The organism is Sphingopyxis sp. PAMC25046 (assembly GCF_004795895.1).
In the GTDB taxonomy this organism is placed as follows: domain Bacteria; phylum Pseudomonadota; class Alphaproteobacteria; order Sphingomonadales; family Sphingomonadaceae; genus Sphingopyxis.
Window position 1 is genome coordinate 887,970 of record NZ_CP039250.1, and the last position, 23,885, is coordinate 911,854.

Genomic DNA, 23,885 nt, shown 5'->3' on the forward strand with positions numbered 1-23,885 from the left:
GGCCCGCTCCCCCGCCCTCCAATTTCAGGATACGCTGTCGGGAGGCCGGGAGGGGGAGCGGGCCGGTGCCGTCCTTATGCGTTACGCCGCAAGCTGCGGCGTGAAGAGCAGGCTCTGGCTGATCGCGGCGCGCACCGTATTCTCGCGGAACGGCTTCGAGATCAGGAAGGTCGGCTCGACCCGTCCGCCGGTGAGGAGCCTTTCGGGAAAGGCGGTAATGAAGATCGCCGGCACCGGCGCTATCGCGAGGATGTCCTGCACCGCATCGATCCCTGACGATCCGTCGGCAAGCTGGATGTCGGCGAGGACGAGGCCGGCGTCGGTTTCCTCGAACGCCGCGACCGCGTCCTCGTGCGTCGTCGCGATCCCCGCGACGCGGTGACCGAGGTCGCGGACGATCTGTTCGAGCTCCATCGCGATCAACGGCTCGTCCTCGATGATCAGCACCGAGGTGCGCGACTCGCGGTCGAGTTCGCCGACCGCGTCGGCGAGCAGTGTCTCGACCGTTGGCTGATCGGTGCCTGTGATCAGCCCCGCCTCCTCGACCGAAAACCCCTCGAGCGCTGTGAGTAGCAATATCTGCCGGCCGAGCGGAGTGAGCTGCACGAGGCGCTGGTGCGCGGCGCGGACCAGCGGATGCTCTTCGTCGTCGCGGCCTTCGCCATCGTCGATATAGGCGCTTTCCCAGATGCGGTGGAAATTGCGGTAGAGGTCGATCCGCGTGCCGTCGCCGCTGTGGAATTCATCAGGCGCGGCGACGATGACTTCGAGGGTGGTGTGAACGAAATTGTCGCCATGCTGCTGGCTGCCCGTCAGCGCGCGCGCGTAGCGGCGCAGATAGGGAAGATGGCCCCGAATTTCCTCACCCAATGTCATGCAAAATACCTCCCTCTTGAGAGCAGTCATACGCGCGCCCGCGCGGGTCGGTTCCCTCGACGGATGCCCAAAAAGCGATACGCCGGGCTGCAACTTGTCGCGCGTTAAAGCGTAGATTTAGCCGGGACGCCAGAGAGCCGCGATGTAAGTGGATAGAATGTCGCCACTTTCTTATTGCGCGGCAAGAATGCTTTAGTAGGGACCATATCGATGGCAGAGCGGCGGCCCGGGGAATATAGCGATGGGGCGGCATCGCACGGCGGCGGGGGACGGGAATTGGCGGACGGAGGCAGCGAAGAGGCAAAAAGAGCCGAACGGCTGCGCCTCGATACGCTTCGCGAATATCGCATCATGGATACGCCGCCCGAGGCGGCGTTCGATCGCGTGACCAAGATGGTCGCCGATCTGTACCGCGTGCCGATCGCGCTGGTATCGCTCGTCGACGAGTGCCGCCAGTGGTTCAAATCGGCCCACGGGCTCGAGGCAACCGAAACGCCGCGCGAGATAAGCTTCTGCCAATATGTCGTCGCCGAAGGAAAGCCCTTCGTGGTGACCGACGTGATGGGCGACCCGCGCTTTCGCGATAATCCGCTCGTCACCGGCGACCTTCATATCCGCTTCTACGCCGGGGTGCCGCTCCGCGCCTATAATGGCGCGATCCTCGGGACGCTGTGCCTGATCGACCGCGAGGAGCGGGCGCCGTTGACCCCCACCGAACTCGAACGGCTGGAGGATTTCGCGGGAATCATCATGGCCGAGGCCGACCTGCGCCGTATCGTGGGCGAACGTGACGAAGCGAAGCGAACGCTCGAGCGCGCGCTCGATTTTTCGGGAATAGCGACCTGGCGTTACGATGCCCGTACGGGCGCGATCCAGTGGAGCGGCGCGGCGGCAGAACTCTGGGGCGCCGACTATGCAACCGCGCTTGCGCATGTCGACGACTTCTTCGACCGCCTCCATCCCGACGACCGCGACGCGGTCCGCGGCGTGCTCGGCAATTCGGTGGCGCATGGTGCGCATTATGCGACCGAATATCGCATTCAGCACCCTGAACGCGGCGTGCGCTGGATCGCGGTCCACGCCGACTGGGATGTCAGGACCGACGACGCGATCCTGACCGGGGTCAGCATCGATATCACCGAACAGAAAAGCCGGCAGGAAAACGCCAATCTGCTGATGCGCGAACTGCACCACCGGATGCGCAACCTGTTCGCGACGGTCGGCGCGATCATCTCGCTCACCCGCCACGCGGCGCGCGATGTCGACGATTATGTCGAGCGGATCAGCAGCCGGCTCGACGCGCTCAACCGCGCACAGAACGTCCTGCTCGGCGCCAATTTCATGACGGGGTCGATGCACGCGCTGATGCGCGAGGTCGAGGCGGCCTTTCCGCGCATCCGCTGGTCGGGGCCCGACCTGCTGCTTCCCGAAAATGCGCTCGTCGCGATGGCGCTTTTTTTCAACGAGCTCGCGACCAATGCCGCGAAGCATGGCGCGCTGACTGGCGCGAACGGCCAGGTCGAGGTGAGCTGGACGCAAGAGGCCGAGGGCAACGACGATCGCAGATTCCGCCTGACCTGGGCCGAAAGCGGCGGCGATCGCAAAGTCGCCGCGCCCGAGCGCACCAGTTTCGGCACGCTGCTGATGGAGCGGAGCGTCAAGAACAACCTCGGCGGGACGATCGAACGCCGGTGGGAACCCGGCGGGCTGATCGTCGACATCACGCTCCCCGCGCGGTGGCGAGAGGCCTGATCGCCCTTAACCTGGATTATTTGTTCTATCTATGTTCTCATGCTAGCCATGCGGCATGTCCGCCAAAGCGATTCTCGAAAAGCTGGCCGTGCTCGCCGACGCGGCGAAATATGACGCGTCGTGCGCGTCGTCGGGGACGGTAAAGCGCGATTCGACCGAAACAGGGGGTATCGGATCGACCGAGGGCATGGGCATCTGCCACAGCTATGCGCCCGACGGGCGCTGTATCTCGCTGCTCAAAATCCTGCTCACGAACTTTTGCATCTATGACTGCCGCTTCTGCATCAACCGCGCGTCGAGCAATGTCGAACGCGCGCGCTTCAGCCCTCAAGAGGTCGTTCGGCTCACGCTCGATTTCTACAAGCGCAACTATATCGAAGGACTGTTCCTCTCGTCGGGCATCATCCGCTCCGAAGATTATACAATGGAGCAGCTGGTCGAGGTTGCGCGCATCCTGCGCGAGGAACATCGCTTTGCCGGCTATATCCATCTGAAGACGATTGCGGGCGCCGACCCAGGATTGATCGCGCTCGCGGGACTCTATGCCGATCGCCTTTCGACCAACGTCGAACTGCCGACCGAGGCTGGGTTGTCGAACTTCGCGCCCGAGAAGAAACCCGAGACGATTCGCAAGACGATGGCGTCGGTGCGCGTCGGCGCCGAGGATGCGGCCGAAGCCGCGAAGAGCCGGCTGATCGGCAAGGCGATGCCGCCGCGCTTTGCGCCTGCGGGGCAATCGACGCAGATGATCGTCGGCGCCGATGCGGCGCGCGACGACGATATATTGAAGACCGCGACGAACCTCTATTCGGGATACCAGCTCCGCCGCGTCTATTATTCGGCCTACAGCCCGATCCCCGATGCGAGCAGCGACCTGCCGCCGGTGCGCCCGCCGCTGATGCGCGAACATCGGTTGTATCAGGCCGACTGGCTGCTGCGCTTCTATGGCTTCGAACGCGCCGAGATCATGGAGGGGGCGACCGGCGGCATGCTCGACCTGAACATAGATCCCAAGCTCGCGTGGGCGCTCCAGCGGCGCGAGGCCTTTCCGGTCGACATCAACCGCGCGCCGCGCGAGCTGCTGCTGCGCGTGCCCGGGCTCGGCACGCGCGCGGTCGACCGCATCGTCGCGGCGCGGCGTTTGGGCAAGCTCGGTCTCGGCGACCTCGCGAAGCTCACCGCCTCGGTGAAGAAACTGTTGCCCTTCATCGTCACCCCTGACTGGCGGCCGGGCAAGCTCACCGACAGCGCAGACCTCCGCGCGCGCTTCGCGCCCCCGGCCGAGCAATTGGCGTTGGCGCTGTGAGGGAGGTCGTTCTCGCGGTGCCGGGCGATTTCGCCGAATGGCGGAGCGCCGCACGCGGGCTGCTCGCGAACGGCGTCGCGCCCGAGGAAGTGAGCTGGTGCGACAGCGCGGCGGGGGCATCGCTGTTCGGCGAGGCGGGCACTCCGGCACGCCCGGGTGCGGTGGTGCTGCCGCGCGAGTTGCTCGAAATCGCCGAGCGCGTGATCTGTCATCGCGGCGCCGAGGTGCCGGCGCGGCTCTATCGCGTGATCTGGCGCGCGGCGCGCGACCGCCTGCTTCTGGCGCGGACCACCGACGCCGATGTCGACTGGCTGCGTAAGGCCGACAAGGCGATCCGCCGTGACGTGCACAAGATGCACGCGTTCGTTCGCTTCCGGCGGCTCGGTGAAGAAGAAGGACGCGAGAGTTTCGCCGCCTGGTTCGAGCCGACGCATCGAATATTACGGCTGACCGCGCCCTTCTTTCAGCGGCGCTTCACGGGAATGGACTGGGCGATCGTCACTCCCGATGCGCGCGCGATCTGGCAGGGCGAGACGCTTGTCTACGGCCCCGGCGGGACGAAGGACGAGGTGCCGGGCAGCGATGTCGTCGAGGATCAGTGGCGCACCTATTATGGCGCCATCTTCAACCCGGCGCGCGTGAAGATCGACGCGATGCGCGCCGAAATGCCGAAAAAATATTGGAAGAATCTGCCCGAGGCGCAGGATATCGCGCCGCTGCTCGCGGGCGCCGAGGCGCGGGTGGAACGCATGCGCGAAGCGGCCGTTTCCATGGCGAACCCGTTGACCGAAAAATGGCGGACGCGCGTGCCCGAAGACTTGCTCCTCGACGACGATGTGAAAACGCTGGGCGACGTCGCGCGCGCGATCGACCGCTGCACGCGCTGTCCGCTCTATTGCAATGCGACGCAGGGCGTGGCGGGCGAGGGACCGGAAGCGGCGCGCATCATGCTGGTCGGCGAGCAGCCGGGCGACCAGGAGGATCTGCAGGGGCGGCCGTTCGTCGGTCCGGCAGGGCTGGTGCTGGACCAGGCGCTGGAAGAAGCAGGGCTCGACCGCGCGCGATTGTTCCTCACCAACGCGGTCAAGCATTTCAAGTTCGAGCCGCGCGGCAAAAGGCGGCTCCACCAGAATCCCACGACGGGCGAAATCGATATCTGCCGCTGGTGGCTCGACAAGGAACGCGCGCTGGTGCAGCCCGACCTGATCGTCACATTGGGCGCGAGCGCGCTGCGCGGGGTGACGGGGAAGAGCGCGAGCATCAAGTCGATGCGCGGCGCCGTGCATGAACTCGAAGGGGGGACGAAGCTGATCGCGACGATCCATCCGTCCTTCCTGCTCCGCATGCCCGACCGGACACGCGCCGCCGAGGAGCGCAAGGCCTTCATCGCCGACCTGATCCGCGCGCGAAAGCTCGCCGCCTGATGGCGAAGTCGAAGCATTGGATCGAGCCGCATCCGGGCGGCATCTATGTGAAGCCCGCCGACCTGTGGATCGACCCGTCGCGCCCGGTCGAGCGCGCCGCGGTGACGCACGGCCATGCCGATCACGCGCGTAGCGGCCATGACGCAGTATTCGCGACCCCCGAAACGCTCGCGATCATGGCGCTGCGCTACAGCATCGATGCCGAGGCGAGCCGTAATCAAGCCTTTGTCTATGGCGACGGGTTCGAGCGTGGCGGAGTGCGCTTCAGCTTCCACCCCGCGGGGCATGTGCTCGGCAGCGCGCAGATTTTGATGGAATATGCGGGCGAGCGGATCGTCGTCACCGGCGATTACAAACGCCGCGCTGACCCGACCTGCGCGCGTTTCGAGGTCGTGCCATGCGACATCTTTATCACCGAGGCGACCTTCGGCCTGCCGGTGTTCCGCCACCCGCCGACGTCGGGCGAGATCGCCAAGCTGATCGGCGCGGTGCGCGCGGAGCCAGATCGCAGCGTGCTCGTCGGCGCCTATGCGCTCGGCAAGGCGCAGCGCGTGATCGCCGAATTGCGCGGCGCGGGGTGGGACGCTCCGATCTATATCCACGGCGCGCTCGAGAAGATGTGCCAGCTTTATGCGATCCACGGCGTCGAACTCGGCGAATTGCGGCTCGTTTCGCAGACCGACAAGGTCGAGATGGCAGGACAGATCGTTCTTGCGCCGCCCTCGGCGCTCAATGACCGCTGGTCGCGGCGGCTGCCCGACCCGATCACCGCGATGGCGTCGGGCTGGATGCGCGTGCGCCAGCGCGCGCGGCAGCGGATGGTCGAACTGCCGCTCGTCATTTCGGATCATGCCGACTGGGACGAGCTCACCGCGACGATCGCGGAGGTGAACCCCGGCGAGACGTGGATCACTCACGGCAGCGAGGACGGGCTGCTGCGCTGGTGCGAACTCACGCAGCGCAAGGCACGCGCGCTGCACCTTGTCGGCCGCGATCTGGAGGAAGAAGAGGCGTGAAGCGCTTCGCCGCCCTGATCGACCGGCTGATCTATACGCGCTCGCGCAACAGCAAGCTCGCGCTGATCGTCGATTACCTCTGCCATACCCCTGATCCCGACCGCGGCTGGGCGCTCGCCGCGCTGACCGAGGCGCTCGATTTTCCGGCGGTGAAGTCCGGGACGGTGAGGACGTTGTTGGCGACGCGGGTCGACGAAGAATTGTTTCGCCTGTCACGACATTTCGTTGGCGATACGGCGGAGACGGCGGCGCTGTTGTGGCCCGATGCGCCGGGGAAGAAAGCCGACCTCAGCGTGGCGGAGGCGGTGGATGCTTTGGCCGCCACGAGCCGCAGCGATGCGCCCGCGGTTGTCGCGTCCTTGCTCGATCGTCTCGATGCCGACGGGCGTTATGCGCTGCTCAAGCTCGCGCTCGGCGGCATGCGCGTCGGGGTGTCGGCGCGGCTGGCGAAGCAGGCGTTTGCGCAGGCCTTCGATGTGCCCGTCGACGATGTCGAGGAGCTGTGGCACGCGATCCCGCCGCCCTATGGGCCGCTGTTCGCGTGGGGCGAGGGAAGGGCGGAACGGCCCGACCTCGCCGACGTCGCTTTCTTTCGTCCCTTCATGCTCGCGCATCCGCTCGAAGCCGAGAACATCGACCTCGCCGACTATGCGGCCGAGTGGAAGTGGGACGGCATCCGCGTCCAGATCGTTCATGGCGGTGGCGAGACGCGCATCTACAGCCGCGGCGGCGAGGAGATCAGCGGCGCCTTCCCCGAACTGGTCGCGGCGTTCGATCAGGAGGCGGTGATCGACGGCGAACTGCTCGTGCGCGGCGAAGTGCAGGGCGGCGAGGCTGCGAGCTTCAACGCCTTGCAGCAGAGGCTCGGGCGCAAGACGGTGTCGAAAAAGATGCTCGCCGATTATCCGGCCTTCGTTCGCGTTTACGACCTGCTCGCGGTCGACGGCAACGATCTGCGCCCGCTGCCGTGGACTGAACGGCGGCGGCAATTGGAGGCCTTCGTCCCGCGTCTCGCCGACAGCCATTTCGACCTGTCGCAGGTGATCGACGCGGCCGACTTCGACGACCTCGCCGAACGCCGCGCCGGCGCGCGCGACGCCGCGATCGAGGGGGTGATGCTCAAGCGCCGCGACGCGCCTTATGTCGCGGGCCGCCGCGCCGGGCTGTGGTATAAATGGAAACGCGACCCGCTCACGGCCGATTGCGTGATGATGTATGCGCAGCGCGGCAACGGCCGTCGCGCGAGCTTCTATTCGGACTATACCTTCGGCTGCTGGTCCGACGCAGGCGAGTTGCTCCCCGTCGGCAAGGCCTATTCGGGTTTCACCGACGAGGAGCTGAAGTGGCTCGACAAGTTCGTGCGCGACAACACGCTCAACCGCTTCGGCCCGGTGCGCGAGGTCGAAAAGTCGCTTGTGCTCGAAGTCGCCTTCGATTCGATCCATGCATCGAAGCGCCACAAGTCGGGTCTTGCGATGCGCTTCCCGCGCATTTCGCGCATCCGCCGCGACAAGCCCGCCGAGGAAGCCGACCGCATCGCGACGCTGCGAGGGATGGTGACCTGAAAAATAACCGGGAAATTTGCGGTCGCAGGGTTGCAACTCGGAAGCTCGATACCGAGTTAGACCCCCGAACACGAAAAAGGAGACTGCCATGACGATCGCCCATCCTCCCCTGCCTTACGCCCAAGATGCGCTCGAGCCGCATATCTCGGCCGACACGCTGGCGACGCACCATGGCAAGCACCACAAGGCCTATGTCGACAAGACGAACGCCGCGATCGAGGGCACCGATCTCGCATCGAAGCCGCTCGAGGAAATCATCCACCACGCCGAAGGGTCGGGCAACAAGGGCCTGTTCAACAACAGCGCCCAGTCGTGGAACCACGCCTTTTACTGGAACAGCCTGAGCCCCACGAAGACCGCGCCCGCCGGCGATCTCGCCGCCGCGATCGACCGCGATTTCGGTTCGCTCGACGAGCTCAAGAAGAAATTGAAGGAAACCGCGGTCAACCATTTCGCGTCGGGCTGGGCCTGGCTCGTCTCGCGCGACGGCACGCTGTCGGTCACCGACACGCACGATGCCGGCACCGAACTCGTCGCGGGCATCAAGCCCTTGCTCGTGATCGACGTGTGGGAGCACGCCTATTATATCGACCGCAAGAATCTGCGCCCGGCCTATGTCGATGCGGTGGTCGACGAACTGCTCAACTGGGATTTCGCGGCGGAGAATTTCGCGCGCGAGGGGACCTGGACCTATCCGGCCTGATCCGTTGATCCTCCCTGCGGCGGCGCCGTGGGGAGGGGGACCGCCGCGAAGCGGTGGTGGAGGGGCCGCGACGGTAGCGCTGCCAGCCCCTCCGTCAGCCCTTCGGGCTGCCACCTCCCCGTCGCTTGGCGACAGGGAGGGTCATTGTTGTAATCTGTAACGAAAATTGGCCCGCGCGGGCCTATCCCGATGATCGCGATGCGCCTATAGGCGCGCCATGACGATCAGCCTGTTCGAACTCTTCAAAATCGGTGTCGGTCCTTCCAGCTCGCATACCGTGGGCCCGATGGTTGCCGCGCGGCGGTTCACGGTCTGGCTTGACGAGCAGGCGCTGCTCGCGAAAACCACGCATGTCGAGGCCGATCTTTACGGTTCGCTCGCGCTGACCGGGAAAGGCCACGCCGCCGACACCGCGGTCGTCGCGGGACTCGCGGGCGAAATCCCAGCCTCGACCAGCCTCGCGGTGATCAAGGCGCATTGGGACCGGGCGGAGAGCGAGGGCTTTCTCTACCTGCTCGGGCGGCAGCGCGTGCGCTTCCAGCCGGCGCGCGACCTGCATTTCCAGATGCGCCAGCGCCAGCCGTTCCACAGCAATGCCTTGAGCTTCACCGCGCGCGACGGCGAGGGCGAGATCCTTGCGAAACGCATGTATTTCTCGATCGGCGGAGGCTTTGTCGTCGACGAGGAGGAGGCGGGGCGCAACAGCCGCGGTGCCGAGGACGAGATCGAACTGCCCTTCGCTTTCACCTCGGGCGCCGACCTCATGGAAATGGGCGCGGCCTCGGGCAAGAGCTTCGCCGAGATGATGCTCGAAAACGAGCTCGCGCACCGCAGCCTCGACGAGGTTAATTCCGGGCTCGATGCGATCGCCGGAGCAATGGACGGCTCGATCGACGCGGGCTGCTCGAGCATGGGCGTCCTGCCCGGCGGGCTCAAGGTCAAGCGCCGCGCGCCGCAGATCGCCGCCGACATCCGCAGCCGCCACGAACAGAATCTGTCCGATCCGATGGCGATGATGGACTGGATCAACCTGTGGGCGATGGCGGTGAACGAGGAAAATGCCGCGGGCGGCAAGGTCGTTACCGCGCCAACCAACGGCGCCGCGGGGATCATCCCGGCGGTGATCCGCTATTACCGGCGCAGCTATCGCGGCGACGCGGCGGGGGTACGCACCTTCCTGCTCGCCGCGGGCGCGGTCGGCGCGCTCTACAAGCGCAATGCCAGCATCTCGGGCGCCGAGGTCGGCTGCCAGGGCGAGGTCGGCGTCGCCTGCTCGATGGCGGCGGCGGGGCTGACCGCGGCATTGGGTGGCACCAACGCGCAGGTCGAAAACGCCGCCGAGATCGGCATGGAGCATAACCTCGGCCTCACTTGCGATCCCATTGGCGGCCTCGTCCAGATCCCGTGCATCGAGCGCAACGCGATGGGTGCGATCAAGGCGATCGACGCCAGCCGCATCGCGATGATCGGCGACGGCACGCATGTCGTCAGCCTCGACACGGTGATCGCGACGATGCTGCAAACGGGTCGCGACATGCGCGACAAATATAAGGAAACGTCGAAAGGCGGGCTGGCGGTCAGTGTGGTGGAGTGTTGAGCACCACGCTATCTTCATCGTCACCCCGGACTTGATTCGGGTCCATCGCAGCGCGGAAGTCGTGGACCCTGGATCAAGTCCGGGGTGACGAAGTTGGGGGCGACCCGCCTCGCATCTTGCATTGCCGCCCCATTTGCCTGATTGGGACGCCCGAGAAGGAGACCCGCCCATGAAGACCCGCGCCGCCGTTGCGTTCGAAGCGAAGAAGCCGCTCGAGATCGTCGAGCTCGACCTCGAAGGCCCGAAGGCGGGCGAGGTGCTGGTCGAGATCATGGCGACGGGCATCTGCCACACCGACGCTTACACGCTCGACGGTTTCGACAGCGAGGGCATCTTCCCGAGCGTGCTGGGGCATGAGGGCGCGGGCGTCGTGCGCGAGGTCGGCGCGGGCGTTACCAGCGTGACGCCGGGCGACCATGTCATCCCGCTCTACACCCCCGAATGCCGCCAGTGCAAAAGCTGCCTTTCGGGCAAGACCAACCTCTGCACCGCGATCCGTGCGACGCAGGGCAAGGGGCTGATGCCCGACGGCACGACGCGCTTTTCGTACAAGGGCCAGCCGATCTTTCACTATATGGGCTGCTCGACCTTCTCGAACTTCACCGTGCTGCCCGAGATTGCGGTCGCGAAAATCCGCGAGGATGCGCCGTTCCAGTCGAGCTGCTACATCGGCTGCGGCGTCACCACCGGGGTCGGCGCGGTGATCAACACCGCCAAGGTGCAGGTTGGCGACAATGTCGTCGTGTTCGGCCTTGGCGGCATCGGGCTGAATGTTATTCAGGGCGCGCGGCTTGCCGGCGCCGACAAGATCATCGGCGTCGACATCAACCCCGACCGCGAGGGATGGGGCCGCAAGTTCGGCATGACCGAGTTCCTCAATTCGAAGGGCATGAGCCGCGAGGATGTCGTCGCGGCGATCGTCGCGATGACCGACGGCGGCGCCGACTACACCTTCGACGCGACAGGCAACACCGAGGTGATGCGCACCGCGCTCGAGGCCTGCCACCGCGGCTGGGGCACCTCGATCATCATCGGCGTCGCCGAGGCGGGCAAGGAAATCGCGACGCGGCCGTTCCAGCTCGTCACCGGGCGCAACTGGCGTGGCACAGCGTTCGGCGGCGCCAAGGGGCGCACCGACGTGCCCAAGATCGTCGACATGTATATGCAGGGCAAGATCGAGATCGACCCGATGATCACCCACGTCATGGGACTCGAAGAGATCAACAAGGGCTTCGACCTGATGCATGCGGGGACAAGCATCCGCAGCGTCGTCGTTTACTGAGGGAAGACACGCCATGTTCAGCCATGTGGCGCTGGGGTCGAACGACATCGCAGCGAGCAAGCGGTTTTACGACGCAATTCTGGGCGCGTTCGGTGCGACCGAGGGCGTGATCGACGAGCGCGGGCGACTGATCTACATGCACGCGGGAGGCCGGCTGATCGTCACGCATCCGGTCAACGGCGAGGCCGCGGTGTGCGGTAACGGGCATACGCTGGGGTTCCTTGCGCCCTCGACCGATGCGGTCGACGCCTGGCACGCCGCGGGGGTCGCGAACGGCGGGACGACGGCCGAAGACCCGCCGGGTATTCGCCACGCCACCGAAGGGCGTGTCGTTTACCTCGCCTATCTGCGCGATCCCGCCGGCAACAAGCTGTGCGCGACGCACAAGATTTCGGGCTGAGATGGCGGACGATCGCGCACCCGCCTATGTGCTGACTTTTAGTTGCGTCGACGCGGTCGGGATCGTCGCGGCGGTGACGGGGCTGCTCGCGGAACGCGACGGCTTTATCCTCGATAGCCAGCAATATGCCGATCTCGATTCGGGTCGCTTCTTCATGCGCGTCGAGTTTCGCGGCGAAGGGCCGCGCTTTCCCGCGGGACTGGCGGGGGTGCAGAACGCCTTCGCGCCGATCGTCGAGCGGTTCCGGATGGACGCACGGATCAGCGACCGCACCGCCAAGCCGCGCTTTGTGATCGCGGTGTCCCAGGGCAGCCATTGCCTCAATGACCTGCTCCACCGCTGGTCGACGGGCAATCTCGCGATCGACATCGTCGGCGTGGTGTCGAATCATGAGGCGCAGCGGCGGCTCTCCGAATGGCACGGCGTGCCCTTTCACTATCTGCCGGTCAGGGACGCCAACCGCGCCGAACAGGAGGCCGCGATCCTCGACGTGATGGCGCGCGGCGGGGCCGAATATCTGGTGCTCGCGCGCTATATGCAGGTGCTGTCGCAGGATCTGTCGGCGCAGCTCGCGGGCCGCTGCATCAACATCCATCACAGCTTCCTGCCCGGCTTCAAGGGCGCCAAGCCTTATCACCGCGCGCACGAGCGCGGGGTCAAGCTGATCGGCGCGACCGCGCATTTCGTGACGAGCGACCTCGACGAGGGGCCGATCATCGAACAGGCGGTCGAGCGCGTCGATCACCGCGACGGGGTCGAAGAACTGATCCGCATCGGCCGCGATACCGAGGCGCAGGTGCTCGCGCGGGCGGTGCGCTGGGTCGCCGAACAGCGGGTGTTGATCGACGGGCGCAAGACGGTGGTGTTCCGCTAATTCGTCATTTTCGGTGAACAGGGGCCGTTATCGTGGCTGGTCCTGCCCCGGCGGGCGGAGTAGGTATCGAATCGCAACCATAATCAGGAGGAGCGGAAAGCCATGTACAGTCACAATATGGTCGGATCGAACGACATCGAGGCGTCGAAGAAATTCTATGACGCGACCTTTCAGGCGATCGGCGGGAAGCCCGCGATCACCGACGACAAGGGCCGCCTGATCTATATTCACAACGGCGGGCTGTTCCTCGTCGGAACGCCGATCGACGGCCAGCCCGCGACCATCGGGAACGGCTGCACGATCGGGTTTGCGATGGACGGCCCCGAGCAGGCGAAGGCATGGCACGATGCGGGAGTTGCCAATGGCGGCACCTCGATCGAAGACCCGCCGGGGGTGCGCGAAGGCGGTTTCGGCGCGATGTATCTCGCTTATCTGCGCGACCCGTCGGGTAACAAGCTCTGCGCGCTCCATCGGATGTAATCGCGTCTATGCGCGGCGAAGCGGGATTGCTGGCGGACCTTGGCGCGCTCGCCATCCCCTTCGCCGCCTATGAGCATGAAGCGGTGTTCACCGTCGCCGAGAGCGATGCGGTGAACGCCGCGATCCCGGGCGCGCATACCAAGAATCTGTTCCTCAAGGACAATGGTGGCGCCTTTTGGCTCGTCACCGTCCCCGGCGCGTCGCGCGTCGACCTGAAGGCGCTGCCCGCCGCAATTGGCAGCAAGCGGGTGAGCTTCGGCAAGGCCGACGATATGGAGCGCCTGCTCGGCATCTCGCCGGGCTCGGTAACCCCGCTCGCCGCGATCAATGCGGTGCCGGGAAGTATCACCGTCGTGCTCGACGAAGCGCTGGCTGCGGCGGGAACGGTGAACGTCCATCCGCTCCGCAATACCGCGACGTTCGGGCTGCCGGGCGCAACGATCCTCGATTTGCTGCGTCATTGGGGACATCGGCCACTTGTCGCGCCCATTCCCGTTCAGGACCCCGCATGACCATCGAAACCCTTTCCACCGTTCGCAGCCATGGAGGCACGCAAGGCGTCTACAAGCATGCGAGCACGACCACCGGCACCGACATGACCTTCGCGGTCTTCGTCCCCGACCATGACGGCGGCGCGAAGCTGCCGGTGTTATGGTATCTGTCGGGGCTGACCTGCACCCACGCCAATGTGATGGAGAAGGGCGAATATCGCGCGGCCTGCGCCGAACATGGCGTGATCTTCATCGCGCCCGACACGTCGCCCCGTGGTGAGGATGTGCCGGACGATCCCGATGCGGCCTATGATTTCGGACTCGGCGCGGGCTTTTATGTCGATGCGACCGCCGAGCCGTGGGCGAAACATTACCGAATGCGCTCGTACGTCGAGGACGAACTGCCGTCGCTGGTGCTGCGCAATTTCGCGAGCGCCGACCTGACGCGGCAGGGCATCACCGGCCACTCGATGGGCGGACATGGCGCGCTCACGATCGGCCTTCGCAATCAGGACCGTTTCCGCTCGGTGTCGGCCTTTTCGCCGATCGTCGCGCCGTCGCAATGCCCGTGGGGCGAAAAGGCGCTCGGCGGCTATCTCGGCGGCGACCGCGAGGATTGGCACGCCTATGATGCGTGCGCGCTGCTCGATCAGGGGCTGCGTGTGCCCGACCTGCTCGTCGATCAGGGCGAGGCCGACAATTTTCTTGCCGAACAGCTCAAGACCGGATTGCTGGTCGAAGCGTGCGAGCGGAACGGGCAAAAGGCCGATATCCGCATGCAGCCGGGCTATGACCACAGTTATTTCTTCATCTCGACCTTCATGGCCGAGCATGTAGCGTGGCACGCCGAACGGTTGAAGGCGTAAACCCTCCCTTCAGGGCGGGGTTGGGGGAGGGCATTTGACGTTGCCGAATCCTCCGCGCTGCGACTAGCGAGCAAGCTCGCAAGTCTCGCCGCCCCTCCCGCAAGCGGGAGGGGGTTCTAAGAGTGCTCCGGTATCAGCAGTGTCGACCCGGTCGTGCGTCCCGCTTCCAGATCGGCATGCGCCCGCGCCGCATCCTCCAGCGAATAACGCTGGCCGATCGTGATCTTCACCGCGCCGCTCTCGATCATCTCGAACACGCGCGCGGCGCCCGCGGCACGTTCGCCGGGCAGGTGATAATAATCGAACAGCGTCGGGCGCGTCACGAACTGCGACCCATGCTGTGCGAGGATGCCAAGGTTGACGCCGGTCACCGGCCCGCCGGCGTTGCCGTAACTCACGATCAGTCCGCGCCGTGCGGTCGCTCGCAGCGACACGTCCCAGGTCGCCATGCCGATGCCGTCGAAGGTGACGGGGACGCCCTGTCCGTCGGTGATTTCGCGGACGTGCGCGGCGACGTCGTCCTGCTTGTAGCGGATGACATGGTCGGCGCCGGCTTCGCGCGCGGCATGCGCCTTGGCTTCGGTGCTGACGGTGCCGATGACCGTCGCGCCGATCGCCTTCAGCCACTGGACGAGGATCAGCCCGACCCCGCCCGCGGCGGCATGGACGAGCACCGTCATACCGGCTTCGACCTTCGCGCAGCGTTCGACGAGCGCTTCGACCGTGCACGCCTTGAGCAGCGCGGCGGCGGCGGTTTCGTCGTCGATGCCGGGCGGCAGCTTGAACAGCGAGGAAGCGGGAACGATCCGCGCTGACGCATAGGCGCTCCGCTGCGGCCCGAAGGTCGCGACGCGGTCCCCGGGGCGGAGGCCGTGGACGTCGGCGCCGATCGCGACCACCTCGCCCGCCGCCTCGACGCCGAGCCCGCCGGGCAACTCGACCGGATAGGTGCCGTCGCGGTGATAGGTGTCGATATAGTTGAGCCCGACAGCTGTCTGGCGCACGAGCACCTGTCCGGGGCCGGGATCGGCGAGCGTCACGATGCGCCAGTCGATGACCTCGGGACCGCCCTGCTTTTCGATGAAAGCCTCAATCGCCTGCATGCGCCGCTCTCCTGCTGTCGGGCCCATCTGGTGGGCCGGAGCAGAGAGCGCAAGGGCAGTGCGATGAAAGCCCCTCCCGCGAAGGGGAGGGGGTCAACTCATTTGGGGCGACGCGGGCTGCGCTGGCCGTAGGGCTTGGGCTTGTAGCGTTCGTTGCCGCCGGGGCCGCCCGGGCCACGCGGTCCACGTGGACCTGCACGATGGCCGCCCGGTGCGCCGCGCGGTCCAGCGTCGCGTGGGCCTTTGTCGCGGCGCGGCGGATAGGTCGGGCCGTCGGGCGCGGGCGTAATCGACACGCCGCTGTCGTCCTCGCCGTCCTGGTTCGCGGTGCGAACCACGGCTTCGGCGAAGCGGTCGGCGATCGCGCGCGGGATGTTGAACATCGTTTCCTTTGGCCCGATGCGGATCGCGCCGATCTCGTTCTTGCTCACATGGCCGCGGCGGCAGAGCAGGGGCAGGATCCAGCGCGGATCGGCATTCTGGTGGCGGCCGATATTGAGGCGGAACCAGACGCTGTCCTCGAAGCCGTCGCGGCGGTCGCCGCCGCCGCGTTCAGGGCGTTCAAAACGCTCACCGCGTTCGGGACGCTCGCGGCCGCGCGGGCCGTTGTCGAGCAGATCCTCGGGCGGCGGCATCAGCGCGCGGTGCGCGCGGACGAGCGAGGCCGCGATGTCCTCGGGGCTGCGCTCGGCCATCAGCCGCGCGGCGAGTTCCAGATCCTCGGGCTCATGCTCGACGGGTGCGAGCAGCTTTTCGATCAGCCGTTCCTGATCCTTTTGGCGGACGTCGGCGGCGGTCGGCGCGTCCATCCATTCAGCGTTGATCCGCGCGCCGCGCAGCATGCCGTCGACGCGGCGGCGGCGCGGATAGGGGACGATGATGACCGCGGTGCCCTTTTTGCCAGCGCGGCCGGTGCGGCCCGAACGGTGCTGAAGCGTTTCGGCATCGCGCGGAATTTCGACATGGATGACGAGGCTGAGCGTCGGCAGGTCGATGCCGCGCGCGGCGACGTCGGTCGCGACGCAGACTCTGGCCCGGCGGTCGCGCAGCGCCTGTAGCGCGTGGTTGCGCTCGTTCTGGCTATGCTCGCCCGACAGCGCGACGGCGGCGAAACCGCGCTCGATCAGGCTCGCGTGCAGGCGGCGGACATTGTCGCGCGTCGCGCAGAAGAGCATCGCGGTCTCGGCTTCGTGCAGGCGCAGCAGGTTGATCACCGCGCCTTCGATGTCGGCGGGGGCGACGGTCACCGCCTGATAGGCGATGTCGCCATGGCCGCGGTCTTCGCCGACGGTTGATATGCGCAGCGCATCGCGCTGGTAACGCTTGGCGAGCTGGACGATCGGCTTCGGAAGCGTCGCCGAGAAGAGAAGTGTGCGGCGCGTATCGGGGGTGCCGTCGAGGATTTCCTCGAGATCGTCGCGGAACCCCATGTCGAGCATTTCGTCGGCCTCGTCGAGCACCGCGACGCGCAGCGCTTCGAGGTCGAGTGCACCGCGTTCGAGATGGTCGCGCAGGCGCCCGGGGGTGCCGACGACGATATGCACGCCCTGGTTGAGGTTGCGGCGCTCGCGGCTCGCATCCATGCCGCCGACGCAGGTCGCGATGCGCGCGCCGGCCTTGGCATAGAGCCAGCCGAGTTCGCGGCTGACCTGCAGCGCGAGTTCGCGCGTCGGCGCGACGATCAGCGCAAGCGGCGCGGTCGCGAAGGGCAGGCGGCCGTCTTCGAGCAGTTCGTCCGCCATCGCGAGGCCGAAAGCGACGGTCTTGCCCGAGCCGGTCTGCGCCGAAACGAGCAGGTCGCGGCCCTTTGCCGCCTCTTCGCTAACCTGCGCCTGGACGGGAGTAAGCGCTTCATAGCCGCGCGCGGTGAGGGCGTCCGCAAGGACGGGCGAGAGATGTTCGAAAGCCATATGTTCTTCTTATCCTGTGCGGCCATGCGCGGCCGATTCTCTGTTCGTCACCCCGGACCTGATCCGGGGTCCATCGCCCAAGGTTTTGCAATGGCGCGTGGATGCCGGATCAAGTCCGGCATGACGATGGTTCTTAAGTTTTTTCCTAAAGGGCCTGACCCGCTGCGTATCCGCTGGCCCAGGCCCATTGAAAATTATAGCCGCCCAGCCATCCGGTGACGTCCACGGCTTCGCCGACCGCATACAGGCCGGGAACGCTTTTGGCCATCATTGTTTGCGAGGACAGGTTTGCAGTCGAAATCCCGCCCACGGTGACCTCGGCCTTCGCGAAACCCTCGGTGCCGTTGGGGTGGAACGGCCAGCGCTTGAGGCGCGCCTCGGCGTCGGCGAGCTTGCGGTCGGTGAGCGCGCCGAGTTCGCCGGGAAGCGCGAGGCGGTCGGCCAGCGTCTGGGCGAGCCGGTCGGGAAGCGCGAGCGCCGAAGCCAGCGTCGCCCGTGGGCGAGAGCGCTTGGCTTCGAGCAGCCAGCCCGGCGCCGCATCGGGAAGGAAGTCGATCGTCACCGGTTCGCCATGCCGCCAATAGCTGCTGACCTGAAGGATCGCCGGGCCCGAAAGACCCTTATGCGTGAACAGCGCGGCTTCGCGGAAGCTTGCCTTGCCCGCGCGAGCTTCGACCGGGGTCGCGACCCCCGACAGGTCGCGGAACAGTACATCGTCGCCGCCCAACGTCAGCGGGACGAGCGCGGGGCGCGGCTCGACGACCTTTAGCGCGAACCGGCGCGCGAGATCGTAGGCGAAGCCGGTGGCGCCCATTTTCGGGATCGACGGCCCGCCGGTCGCAATGACGAGGTTGGCGGCGGTAAAGGGCTGGTCGCCGAAACTCACGCGGAAGCCGCCATCGCCATGCGTCACCTCGCGCACCGGCTGGCCGCAGCGGACATCGACCGCGCCCTTCGCGCATTCGTCCAGCAGCATCGCGACGATCTGCTTTGCCGAGCCGTCGCAAAAAAGCTGGCCGAGCGTCTTTTCGTGATGCGCGATCCCGTAAGCGTTCACCAGCTCGATGAAATCGGCGGCGGTATAGCGCGCGAGCGCCGATTTGGCGAAATGCGGATTCGCCGAGATATAACGGTCGGGCGCGCTATATATGTTGGTGAAATTGCACCGCCCGCCGCCCGAGATCAGGATTTTCTTGCCCACCTGGTCGGCATGGTCGAGCAGCAGGACGCGCCGCCCCCTTTGCCCCGCGACCGCGGCGCACATCAGCCCGGCCGCGCCGGCACCCAGCACGATGGCGTCATAATCGAAAGCGGTCATGAAAGGCCTAGTGCAGCTTCGCGATCGAGAGGCCGTCGGCCTTGGCGCGTTGCTTCACCGATTCCTCGCTGCGCGTCAGCGCCTTGGCGATCGCTTTCAGCGCCATGCCCTTTTTCGCGAGCGTGTGAAGCTTGTCGATTTCGGCGGCGGTCCACGGCTGTTTGTGTCGTTCGAACCTGTCCTTCATGCCATCACCTCCGGATCGGCGGCGGCGGCGAGAATCTCGATCGCATCGTCGCGCCCCTGAAATGCGACCATGTCGCCGGCCTCGGCACCCATCAAGGCGCGGCCGAGCGGCGCGGTGAAGGCGATATGGCCCGCGGCGGGATCGGCCTCGTCATGGCCGACGATCGTGACCGCGCGTTCGGCGCCATTCAACGCATAGCGGACGCGGCTGCCGATGCCGACGACATTGTCGCCAGGCGGCGCCTGCACCTCCGCGGTCGCCTGACGCGTATGGAGATAGCGAAGGCGGCGCTGCAATTTCTTGCGCGCGTCGTCGCCGGTTTCGGCTGCGATCGCGGTTTCGAGGCGCGCCACCTCCTCGCCGAGCAGGCGGAGGCCGCGTGGGGTCACGAGATTGGCGCCGACCGGAATCGGCCATTCGAACTCGGGTTCTTTATGTTCGTCGTCGCTCTCGCGGCGAAAGGCTACGCTCATCGTCTCTTTCCTGAAGGATTTGCGCCTCTGGGCCACGAAGGTGGCGACAAGATGGCGGCTTGCACTGGACAGGCCGTGCTCCTGTGTGTTACGCAAGCAACACACGAAGGAGATTTTCGATGCGTAACTGGACGATGGCGGCGCTGCCGCTGGCTCTCGCGATGACCGTCACGGCGTGCAGCGCCGAAGTGACGAGCGACGGCAAGAACGGACGGCGCACGGTTGATGCGGGGCCGGTGACCACGCAGAGCTTCGACCTCACGGGCTTCACCGGCGTCAAGGTCGCGGGTCCCGACGATGTCACCATTCGCCGCGGCGACGCTTTTTCGATCAGCGCCAAGGGACCGAAAGCCGTCATCGACGAGCTCGAAATCGAACTCGACGGCGACATGCTGTCCATCGGGCGCAAGAATTCGGACTTCAGCTTCCGCGGCGGCGACAATGATGTCGACATCGCGATCACCATGCCGGCGCTCCGCGAGGTGCGGCTGACCGGGTCGGGCGAGATCGACGCCGATGCGGTCGACGGCGACGCGGTCGAGGCGGTGGTCACCGGTTCGGGCGACCTCAAGGTGGGGACGCTGAACGGCAAGAGCGCTAAGGTCGCCGTGTCGGGTTCGGGCGATATCGAAATCGGCGGCGGAACGATCGGATCGGGTGATTTCGGGGTTACAGGATCGGGCAACATCGCAGCGGGTGGGCTCGCGGCGACGACGCTCGATGTGTCGATCACCGGATCGGGCGACGTCGACGCGAAAGCGAGCGGCAGCGCCGACATCGCGATCCTGGGATCGGGCGATGCGACGATCGGCGGCGGCGGCAAATGTTCGACGCGCACGATGGGTTCGGGCACCGCGACCTGTAACTAGGGTCAGGACCCATTAATTCCGCGATCGAGGCGTCGAAATGGCGAAGATATCGGGCTTGGGCGGGCGCAGCGGGTAGCATCGCTACCTGTAAGCCCGCCCAAGCCTGAGATCGAAGCCATTTCGACGTCCCTGCGGGATTTGACCGATTTTGCCCATGGCTTCGTCGAAAAGCCTTGAAATATGTTCATATTCCTGCGCCTTTTCTCCTCGCCCTGAGCAAAATCGCTTCAAACCTCGAACGTGGAATTAATGGGTCCTGACCCTAGGGCGCCTATGGTGCTGCCGGCCTGAAAAGGTTAGGGCAGCAGCATGACCAGCACCCTGTCCTGTATCGCAAGGGGCGCCGCCGTCGCGGCGGGCGCCCTTTCGCTCGCCGGCGTCGCATCGGCGGCAGAGAAGCGTTTCGGCCTCACCAGTTTCGAGGCAATCGAGGTCAATGCCGACGTCGCGGTCGAGGTGGTGACGCGCGCGCCGGTGAGCGCGGTCGCGACGGGGCCGCAGGACGCGCTCGACCGGCTGAGCCTCGAAAGCCGCGACGGCCGGCTGGTGATCAGCCAGCGCCAGTTCGCGGGCGATGAAAAGCGCCGACGGCCGCACGGGCCGGTCACGGTTCGCGTCAACGCCGCCCATCTGAACAGCGCGACGCTCGCGGGGGCCGGCTCGCTCCGGATCGACCAGCTCAAGGGGCAGCGCGCGATGGTCGGCCTGCGCGGCCCCGGGGAATTGACCGTCGGCGCGATCGCGGCCGACCGGCTGCAGGTCGCGATGATCGGCAACGGCACGATGACGCTCGGCGGCGCCGCCAAGACCGCGCGGATGACGCTGTCGGGTGCGGGCGTGGTCGATGCCGGCGCGCTGGCGGTCGGTGAGCTGATCAGCGACAGCGAGGGCGCGGGCGATCACATCCTCCACGCGGTCAAGAGCGCCGCGGTCACCGCGCGCGGGATCGGCAAGGTCGTTGTGCTTGGGCGGCCGGTGTGCACGGTGCGCAACGTCGGCAGCGGATCGGTGACCTGTGGGGCGGGGAAATAGGTTCGGCGGGAGGGCCGGTTTCGGCCCCGTTGTGGACATTACTGCTACGATGCAATCTGGGAGAATGAAGAGCTTGGCGAAGTCGAAGCAGTGGCGTCCGGAATATGGATTTAGGCGCTCGGTCGGTTGGAGGCAGAAGGTTCTCTATAGCGACGGGTGGGACTATCCTCGCGGTCCGAGCCGCCCACCTTTCCGCACACTCTTGCACGTTCACCCCCGCCGAAAGTGGCGGACACTATATTTCGTGAGAAGCGTGGGTTTGACAGTGACGAACAGCCACGGTCATGAACCATTTATCGAGGTCGAGGTGCCTGCGGAGGTCTCACCCGAGCAACTGCGCCGGTTTGCAGAGCATTGTCGGCGAAGCGGGCTGTCCACCAAACGACTAGGACTGCCCGGCGCTAAGATCGGCAGGTTTGAGGCATTGAGACCGCGACCCAGTTGTTGACCCGCGCGCCACGCGAATGTCCGCTGGCTACCCCAAAGCCGCCGCCGCGCCTCAATGCCCGGCCGTGCCCAGCCCGTCGATCTTCTTCGACTGGCGCACGATCAATCCCGGGAACCAGCGCGCGAGGCGCGACAGCCGCCTGGCCATCTTGCCGACGGGCATGTGCACGCGGTCGCCATGCACGGCGTCCCATGCCGCGCGCGCGACATCCTCGACCGGCGAAATCTCGAACCCGCTTGCCGACAGGCGGGTGCGCGCGGGTTCGTTGCTGTCGGCGCTGACCTGATCGAGCAGCGGCGTGTCGATGAAGCCGGGCATCAGCGAGCGCACCTTGATGCCGTGCTTGGCGAACTCGATCTCGAGCGCCTCGGTCAGCCCGCGCACCGCGAACTTCGTTGCCGAATAGACGGCGAGCCCCGCGACGCCATAGAAGCCCGACGCCGATCCGGTGTTGAGGATCGCCGACCCTGGCGTCGCCCTGAGCAGCGGCAGCGCCGCATAGATGCCGTTGACGACCCCGCCGAAATTGATCGCGATCAGCCGGTCGGCCTCCGCCGGATCCATGTCCATATATTGCCCGCCCGACCCGATGCCGGCATTGTTGAAAAGGACGTCGAGGCGGCCGCCGCTCGCCGCCGCGAATTCTTCGAGCGCGGCCTTCCACTGGTCACGGTCGCGCACGTCCATCACATGGCGCGAGGACGCACCTTCCGGGAGTAATGCCGCGGTCTCGTCGATGCCGGCGCGGTTGACGTCGGCGATGCCGACGAACCAGCCCTGTCCGGCGAAATGGCGCGCGACCGCGCGGCCGATACCCGATCCGCCCCCGGTGATGAAAATCGCCTTCCGTGCCATCCGCTCCCTCCTTACATCGATGTCAATGAGACATGATGCGAAGTCGGCGCCGGGGTCAAGCGGCAATCGCGGCTTGGCAAGATCGGGCGCCGCTGGCTAAGAGGGCGGGGATGACCCGCGGCCTTCGCTTGATCCTCCTGTCGCTGCTGATGCTGTGCGCGGGCTTCACCACCCCGGCGCGCGCCGACGTGGTCGTGAGCTTTTACAGCCATGATTTCGGTGATCGCTTTCCGCACGCCTTCATCGTGATGAAGGGGACGCTCGACGCGACGGGCGAGGTGGTCGACGCCAATTACGGCTTTACCGCGGTTTCGGTCAGCCCCGCGATCCTCTTCGGGTCGGTGAAGGGCAAGGTCGAATCATCGAAACCCGACTATATCGAAAAGAGCGACCGCCAGTTCGACGTGACGGTCGACGATGCGACTTATGGCCGGATCTTGGCGAAGGTCGCCGAATGGCGCGACCGCGAGCAGCCGAGCTACAGCCTCAACAAGCGCAATTGCGTCCATTTCGTGATGGAGTTGGCCGAGGTGGTCGGCCTGCAGGTCAATCGCAAGAGCAAATTGTTCAAGAAGCCCAAGAGCTTTCTGATCGAAGTCCGCGGCTTGAACCCCGAACTGACCGACCCCGCGGCGGCCGCAGCCCTCTAGACGCCGCACGGCTTTCACCCTATGTTCAGGGGACGGGGCGCAATATTTCACGCTCCGGACGTATAGAGGGGCGATTCTTGCGGTTGTTTTTGACCCTTTTGGCATTGCTGACCGGCCTGGCGACCGCCGACCGGGCTGCTGCCGCGCCTGCCGTTCCGGCGGCGATGGGGGCACTGGTCCTGCTGGCCGAAACGACGGGCAAGACCGAAGCGAGCGATACCGAGCGGCGCCCCACCACCAACACCGCGCCGCGGCGGACGTCGACCGGCAGCGGCAAGCCGCGCAAGGCGGCGCCTCCGCATCTTCCCGGTCTTCTCACCGGCAGCGACCGCGCGCTCGAATAGGGCGAGCTTGCCTGCGCCTGTTTCGGGGCGCCGCCCACGCCGGGCATCTTTGCACATACGCGCG

24 protein-coding genes are annotated in these 23,885 nt (G+C 66.1%); 17 read left to right on the plus strand and 7 right to left on the minus strand.

All coding sequences use genetic code 11. The annotated features are described in order from the left end of the window. Positions 1-81: 81 nt before the first annotated feature. Positions 82-876 carry a response regulator gene (locus E5675_RS04145; RefSeq protein ID WP_136173469.1) on the minus strand — a complete coding sequence of 265 codons (795 nt, stop codon included), beginning with the start codon at positions 874-876 and terminating at the stop codon, positions 82-84. Between the two features lie 276 nt (positions 877-1,152). Between E5675_RS04145 and E5675_RS04150 the strand changes: the two genes are divergently transcribed. From E5675_RS04150 to fghA, 13 genes are all read left to right on the plus strand, one after another. Beyond that, positions 1,153-2,628, plus strand: a complete 1,476-nt coding sequence (locus tag E5675_RS04150) for a GAF domain-containing protein (RefSeq protein WP_247594775.1) — start codon at positions 1,153-1,155, stop codon at positions 2,626-2,628. Positions 2,629-2,683: 55 nt separating this feature from the next. Continuing rightward, on the plus strand, positions 2,684-3,934 hold the full coding sequence (locus E5675_RS04155) for a putative DNA modification/repair radical SAM protein (RefSeq protein ID WP_136173471.1): 1,251 nt from the start codon (positions 2,684-2,686) through the stop codon (positions 3,932-3,934). Further along, positions 3,931-5,358: a UdgX family uracil-DNA binding protein gene (locus tag E5675_RS04160; protein ID WP_136173472.1), complete on the plus strand. Its 1,428-nt coding sequence runs from the start codon at positions 3,931-3,933 to the stop codon at positions 5,356-5,358. The genes E5675_RS04155 and E5675_RS04160 overlap by 4 nt, the downstream gene beginning before the upstream one ends. Then, the gene (locus E5675_RS04165) at positions 5,358-6,374 is read left to right on the plus strand and encodes a ligase-associated DNA damage response exonuclease (RefSeq protein WP_136173473.1); all 1,017 of its coding nucleotides are present in this window, start codon (positions 5,358-5,360) and stop codon (positions 6,372-6,374) included. The genes E5675_RS04160 and E5675_RS04165 overlap by 1 nt, the downstream gene beginning before the upstream one ends. After that, complete coding sequence (locus E5675_RS04170; protein WP_136173474.1) at positions 6,371-7,939, plus strand: cisplatin damage response ATP-dependent DNA ligase; 1,569 nt, start codon at positions 6,371-6,373, stop codon at positions 7,937-7,939. Before E5675_RS04165 ends, E5675_RS04170 begins: the two co-directional genes overlap by 4 nt. Before the next feature lie 88 nt (positions 7,940-8,027). Beyond that, positions 8,028-8,642, plus strand: a complete 615-nt coding sequence (locus E5675_RS04175; RefSeq protein WP_136173475.1) for a superoxide dismutase — start codon at positions 8,028-8,030, stop codon at positions 8,640-8,642. 217 nt (positions 8,643-8,859) lie between these two features. Continuing rightward, entirely contained in the window at positions 8,860-10,239 is a 1,380-nt protein-coding gene (locus tag E5675_RS04180) for an L-serine ammonia-lyase (RefSeq protein WP_136173476.1), read from the plus strand. 169 nt (positions 10,240-10,408) lie between these two features. Then, positions 10,409-11,521 (plus strand): S-(hydroxymethyl)glutathione dehydrogenase/class III alcohol dehydrogenase, encoded by a 1,113-nt coding sequence (locus E5675_RS04185; protein ID WP_136173477.1) that lies wholly within the window; start codon positions 10,409-10,411, stop codon positions 11,519-11,521. 13 nt (positions 11,522-11,534) lie between these two features. Continuing rightward, positions 11,535-11,921, plus strand: a complete 387-nt coding sequence (locus E5675_RS04190; RefSeq protein ID WP_136173478.1) for a VOC family protein — start codon at positions 11,535-11,537, stop codon at positions 11,919-11,921. 1 nt (position 11,922) lies between these two features. Further along, positions 11,923-12,795, plus strand: coding sequence for a formyltetrahydrofolate deformylase (gene purU / locus E5675_RS04195; RefSeq protein WP_136173479.1), 873 nt, complete (start codon positions 11,923-11,925; stop codon positions 12,793-12,795). A gap of 102 nt (positions 12,796-12,897) precedes the next feature. Next, positions 12,898-13,275 carry a VOC family protein gene (locus E5675_RS04200; protein WP_136173480.1) on the plus strand — a complete coding sequence of 126 codons (378 nt, stop codon included), beginning with the start codon at positions 12,898-12,900 and terminating at the stop codon, positions 13,273-13,275. A gap of 8 nt (positions 13,276-13,283) precedes the next feature. Then, positions 13,284-13,787, plus strand: a complete 504-nt coding sequence (locus tag E5675_RS04205) for a prolyl-tRNA synthetase associated domain-containing protein (protein ID WP_136173481.1) — start codon at positions 13,284-13,286, stop codon at positions 13,785-13,787. Next, entirely contained in the window at positions 13,784-14,632 is an 849-nt protein-coding gene (gene fghA / locus E5675_RS04210) for an S-formylglutathione hydrolase (protein WP_136173482.1), read from the plus strand. Before E5675_RS04205 ends, fghA begins: the two co-directional genes overlap by 4 nt. A gap of 116 nt (positions 14,633-14,748) precedes the next feature. Here the strand turns inward: fghA and E5675_RS04215 are convergent, their stop codons facing one another. The 5 genes from E5675_RS04215 to E5675_RS04235 form a co-directional block, all read right to left on the minus strand. Further along, complete coding sequence (locus E5675_RS04215; protein WP_136173483.1) at positions 14,749-15,735, minus strand: quinone oxidoreductase; 987 nt, start codon at positions 15,733-15,735, stop codon at positions 14,749-14,751. Positions 15,736-15,833: 98 nt separating this feature from the next. Continuing rightward, positions 15,834-17,645: a DEAD/DEAH box helicase gene (locus E5675_RS04220; RefSeq protein ID WP_136173484.1), complete on the minus strand. Its 1,812-nt coding sequence runs from the start codon at positions 17,643-17,645 to the stop codon at positions 15,834-15,836. 145 nt (positions 17,646-17,790) lie between these two features. After that, on the minus strand, positions 17,791-18,963 hold the full coding sequence (locus tag E5675_RS04225; RefSeq protein ID WP_136173485.1) for an NAD(P)/FAD-dependent oxidoreductase: 1,173 nt from the start codon (positions 18,961-18,963) through the stop codon (positions 17,791-17,793). A 7-nt stretch (positions 18,964-18,970) separates the two neighbouring features. Then, entirely contained in the window at positions 18,971-19,150 is a 180-nt protein-coding gene (locus E5675_RS04230) for a hypothetical protein (protein ID WP_136173486.1), read from the minus strand. Continuing rightward, positions 19,147-19,623, minus strand: a complete 477-nt coding sequence (locus tag E5675_RS04235; protein ID WP_136173487.1) for a GreA/GreB family elongation factor — start codon at positions 19,621-19,623, stop codon at positions 19,147-19,149. Before E5675_RS04235 ends, E5675_RS04230 begins: the two co-directional genes overlap by 4 nt. A gap of 119 nt (positions 19,624-19,742) precedes the next feature. On the opposite strand from E5675_RS04235, the gene E5675_RS04240 reads away from it, so the two are divergent. Together E5675_RS04240 and E5675_RS04250 are read left to right on the plus strand one after the other, a co-directional pair. Then, on the plus strand, positions 19,743-20,492 hold the full coding sequence (locus E5675_RS04240) for a head GIN domain-containing protein (protein WP_136173488.1): 750 nt from the start codon (positions 19,743-19,745) through the stop codon (positions 20,490-20,492). Between the two features lie 309 nt (positions 20,493-20,801). Next, positions 20,802-21,524 (plus strand): head GIN domain-containing protein, encoded by a 723-nt coding sequence (locus E5675_RS04250; RefSeq protein ID WP_136173489.1) that lies wholly within the window; start codon positions 20,802-20,804, stop codon positions 21,522-21,524. Positions 21,525-22,023: 499 nt separating this feature from the next. Here E5675_RS04250 and E5675_RS04255 read toward each other — a convergent pair whose 3' ends face one another. Beyond that, on the minus strand, positions 22,024-22,827 hold the full coding sequence (locus E5675_RS04255) for an SDR family oxidoreductase (RefSeq protein ID WP_136173490.1): 804 nt from the start codon (positions 22,825-22,827) through the stop codon (positions 22,024-22,026). Between the two features lie 110 nt (positions 22,828-22,937). On the opposite strand from E5675_RS04255, the gene E5675_RS04260 reads away from it, so the two are divergent. Together E5675_RS04260 and E5675_RS04265 are read left to right on the plus strand one after the other, a co-directional pair. Further along, on the plus strand, positions 22,938-23,477 hold the full coding sequence (locus E5675_RS04260; RefSeq protein ID WP_136173491.1) for a hypothetical protein: 540 nt from the start codon (positions 22,938-22,940) through the stop codon (positions 23,475-23,477). Positions 23,478-23,554: 77 nt separating this feature from the next. Beyond that, positions 23,555-23,821 carry a hypothetical protein gene (locus tag E5675_RS04265; protein WP_136173492.1) on the plus strand — a complete coding sequence of 89 codons (267 nt, stop codon included), beginning with the start codon at positions 23,555-23,557 and terminating at the stop codon, positions 23,819-23,821. Positions 23,822-23,885 lie beyond the last annotated feature (64 nt).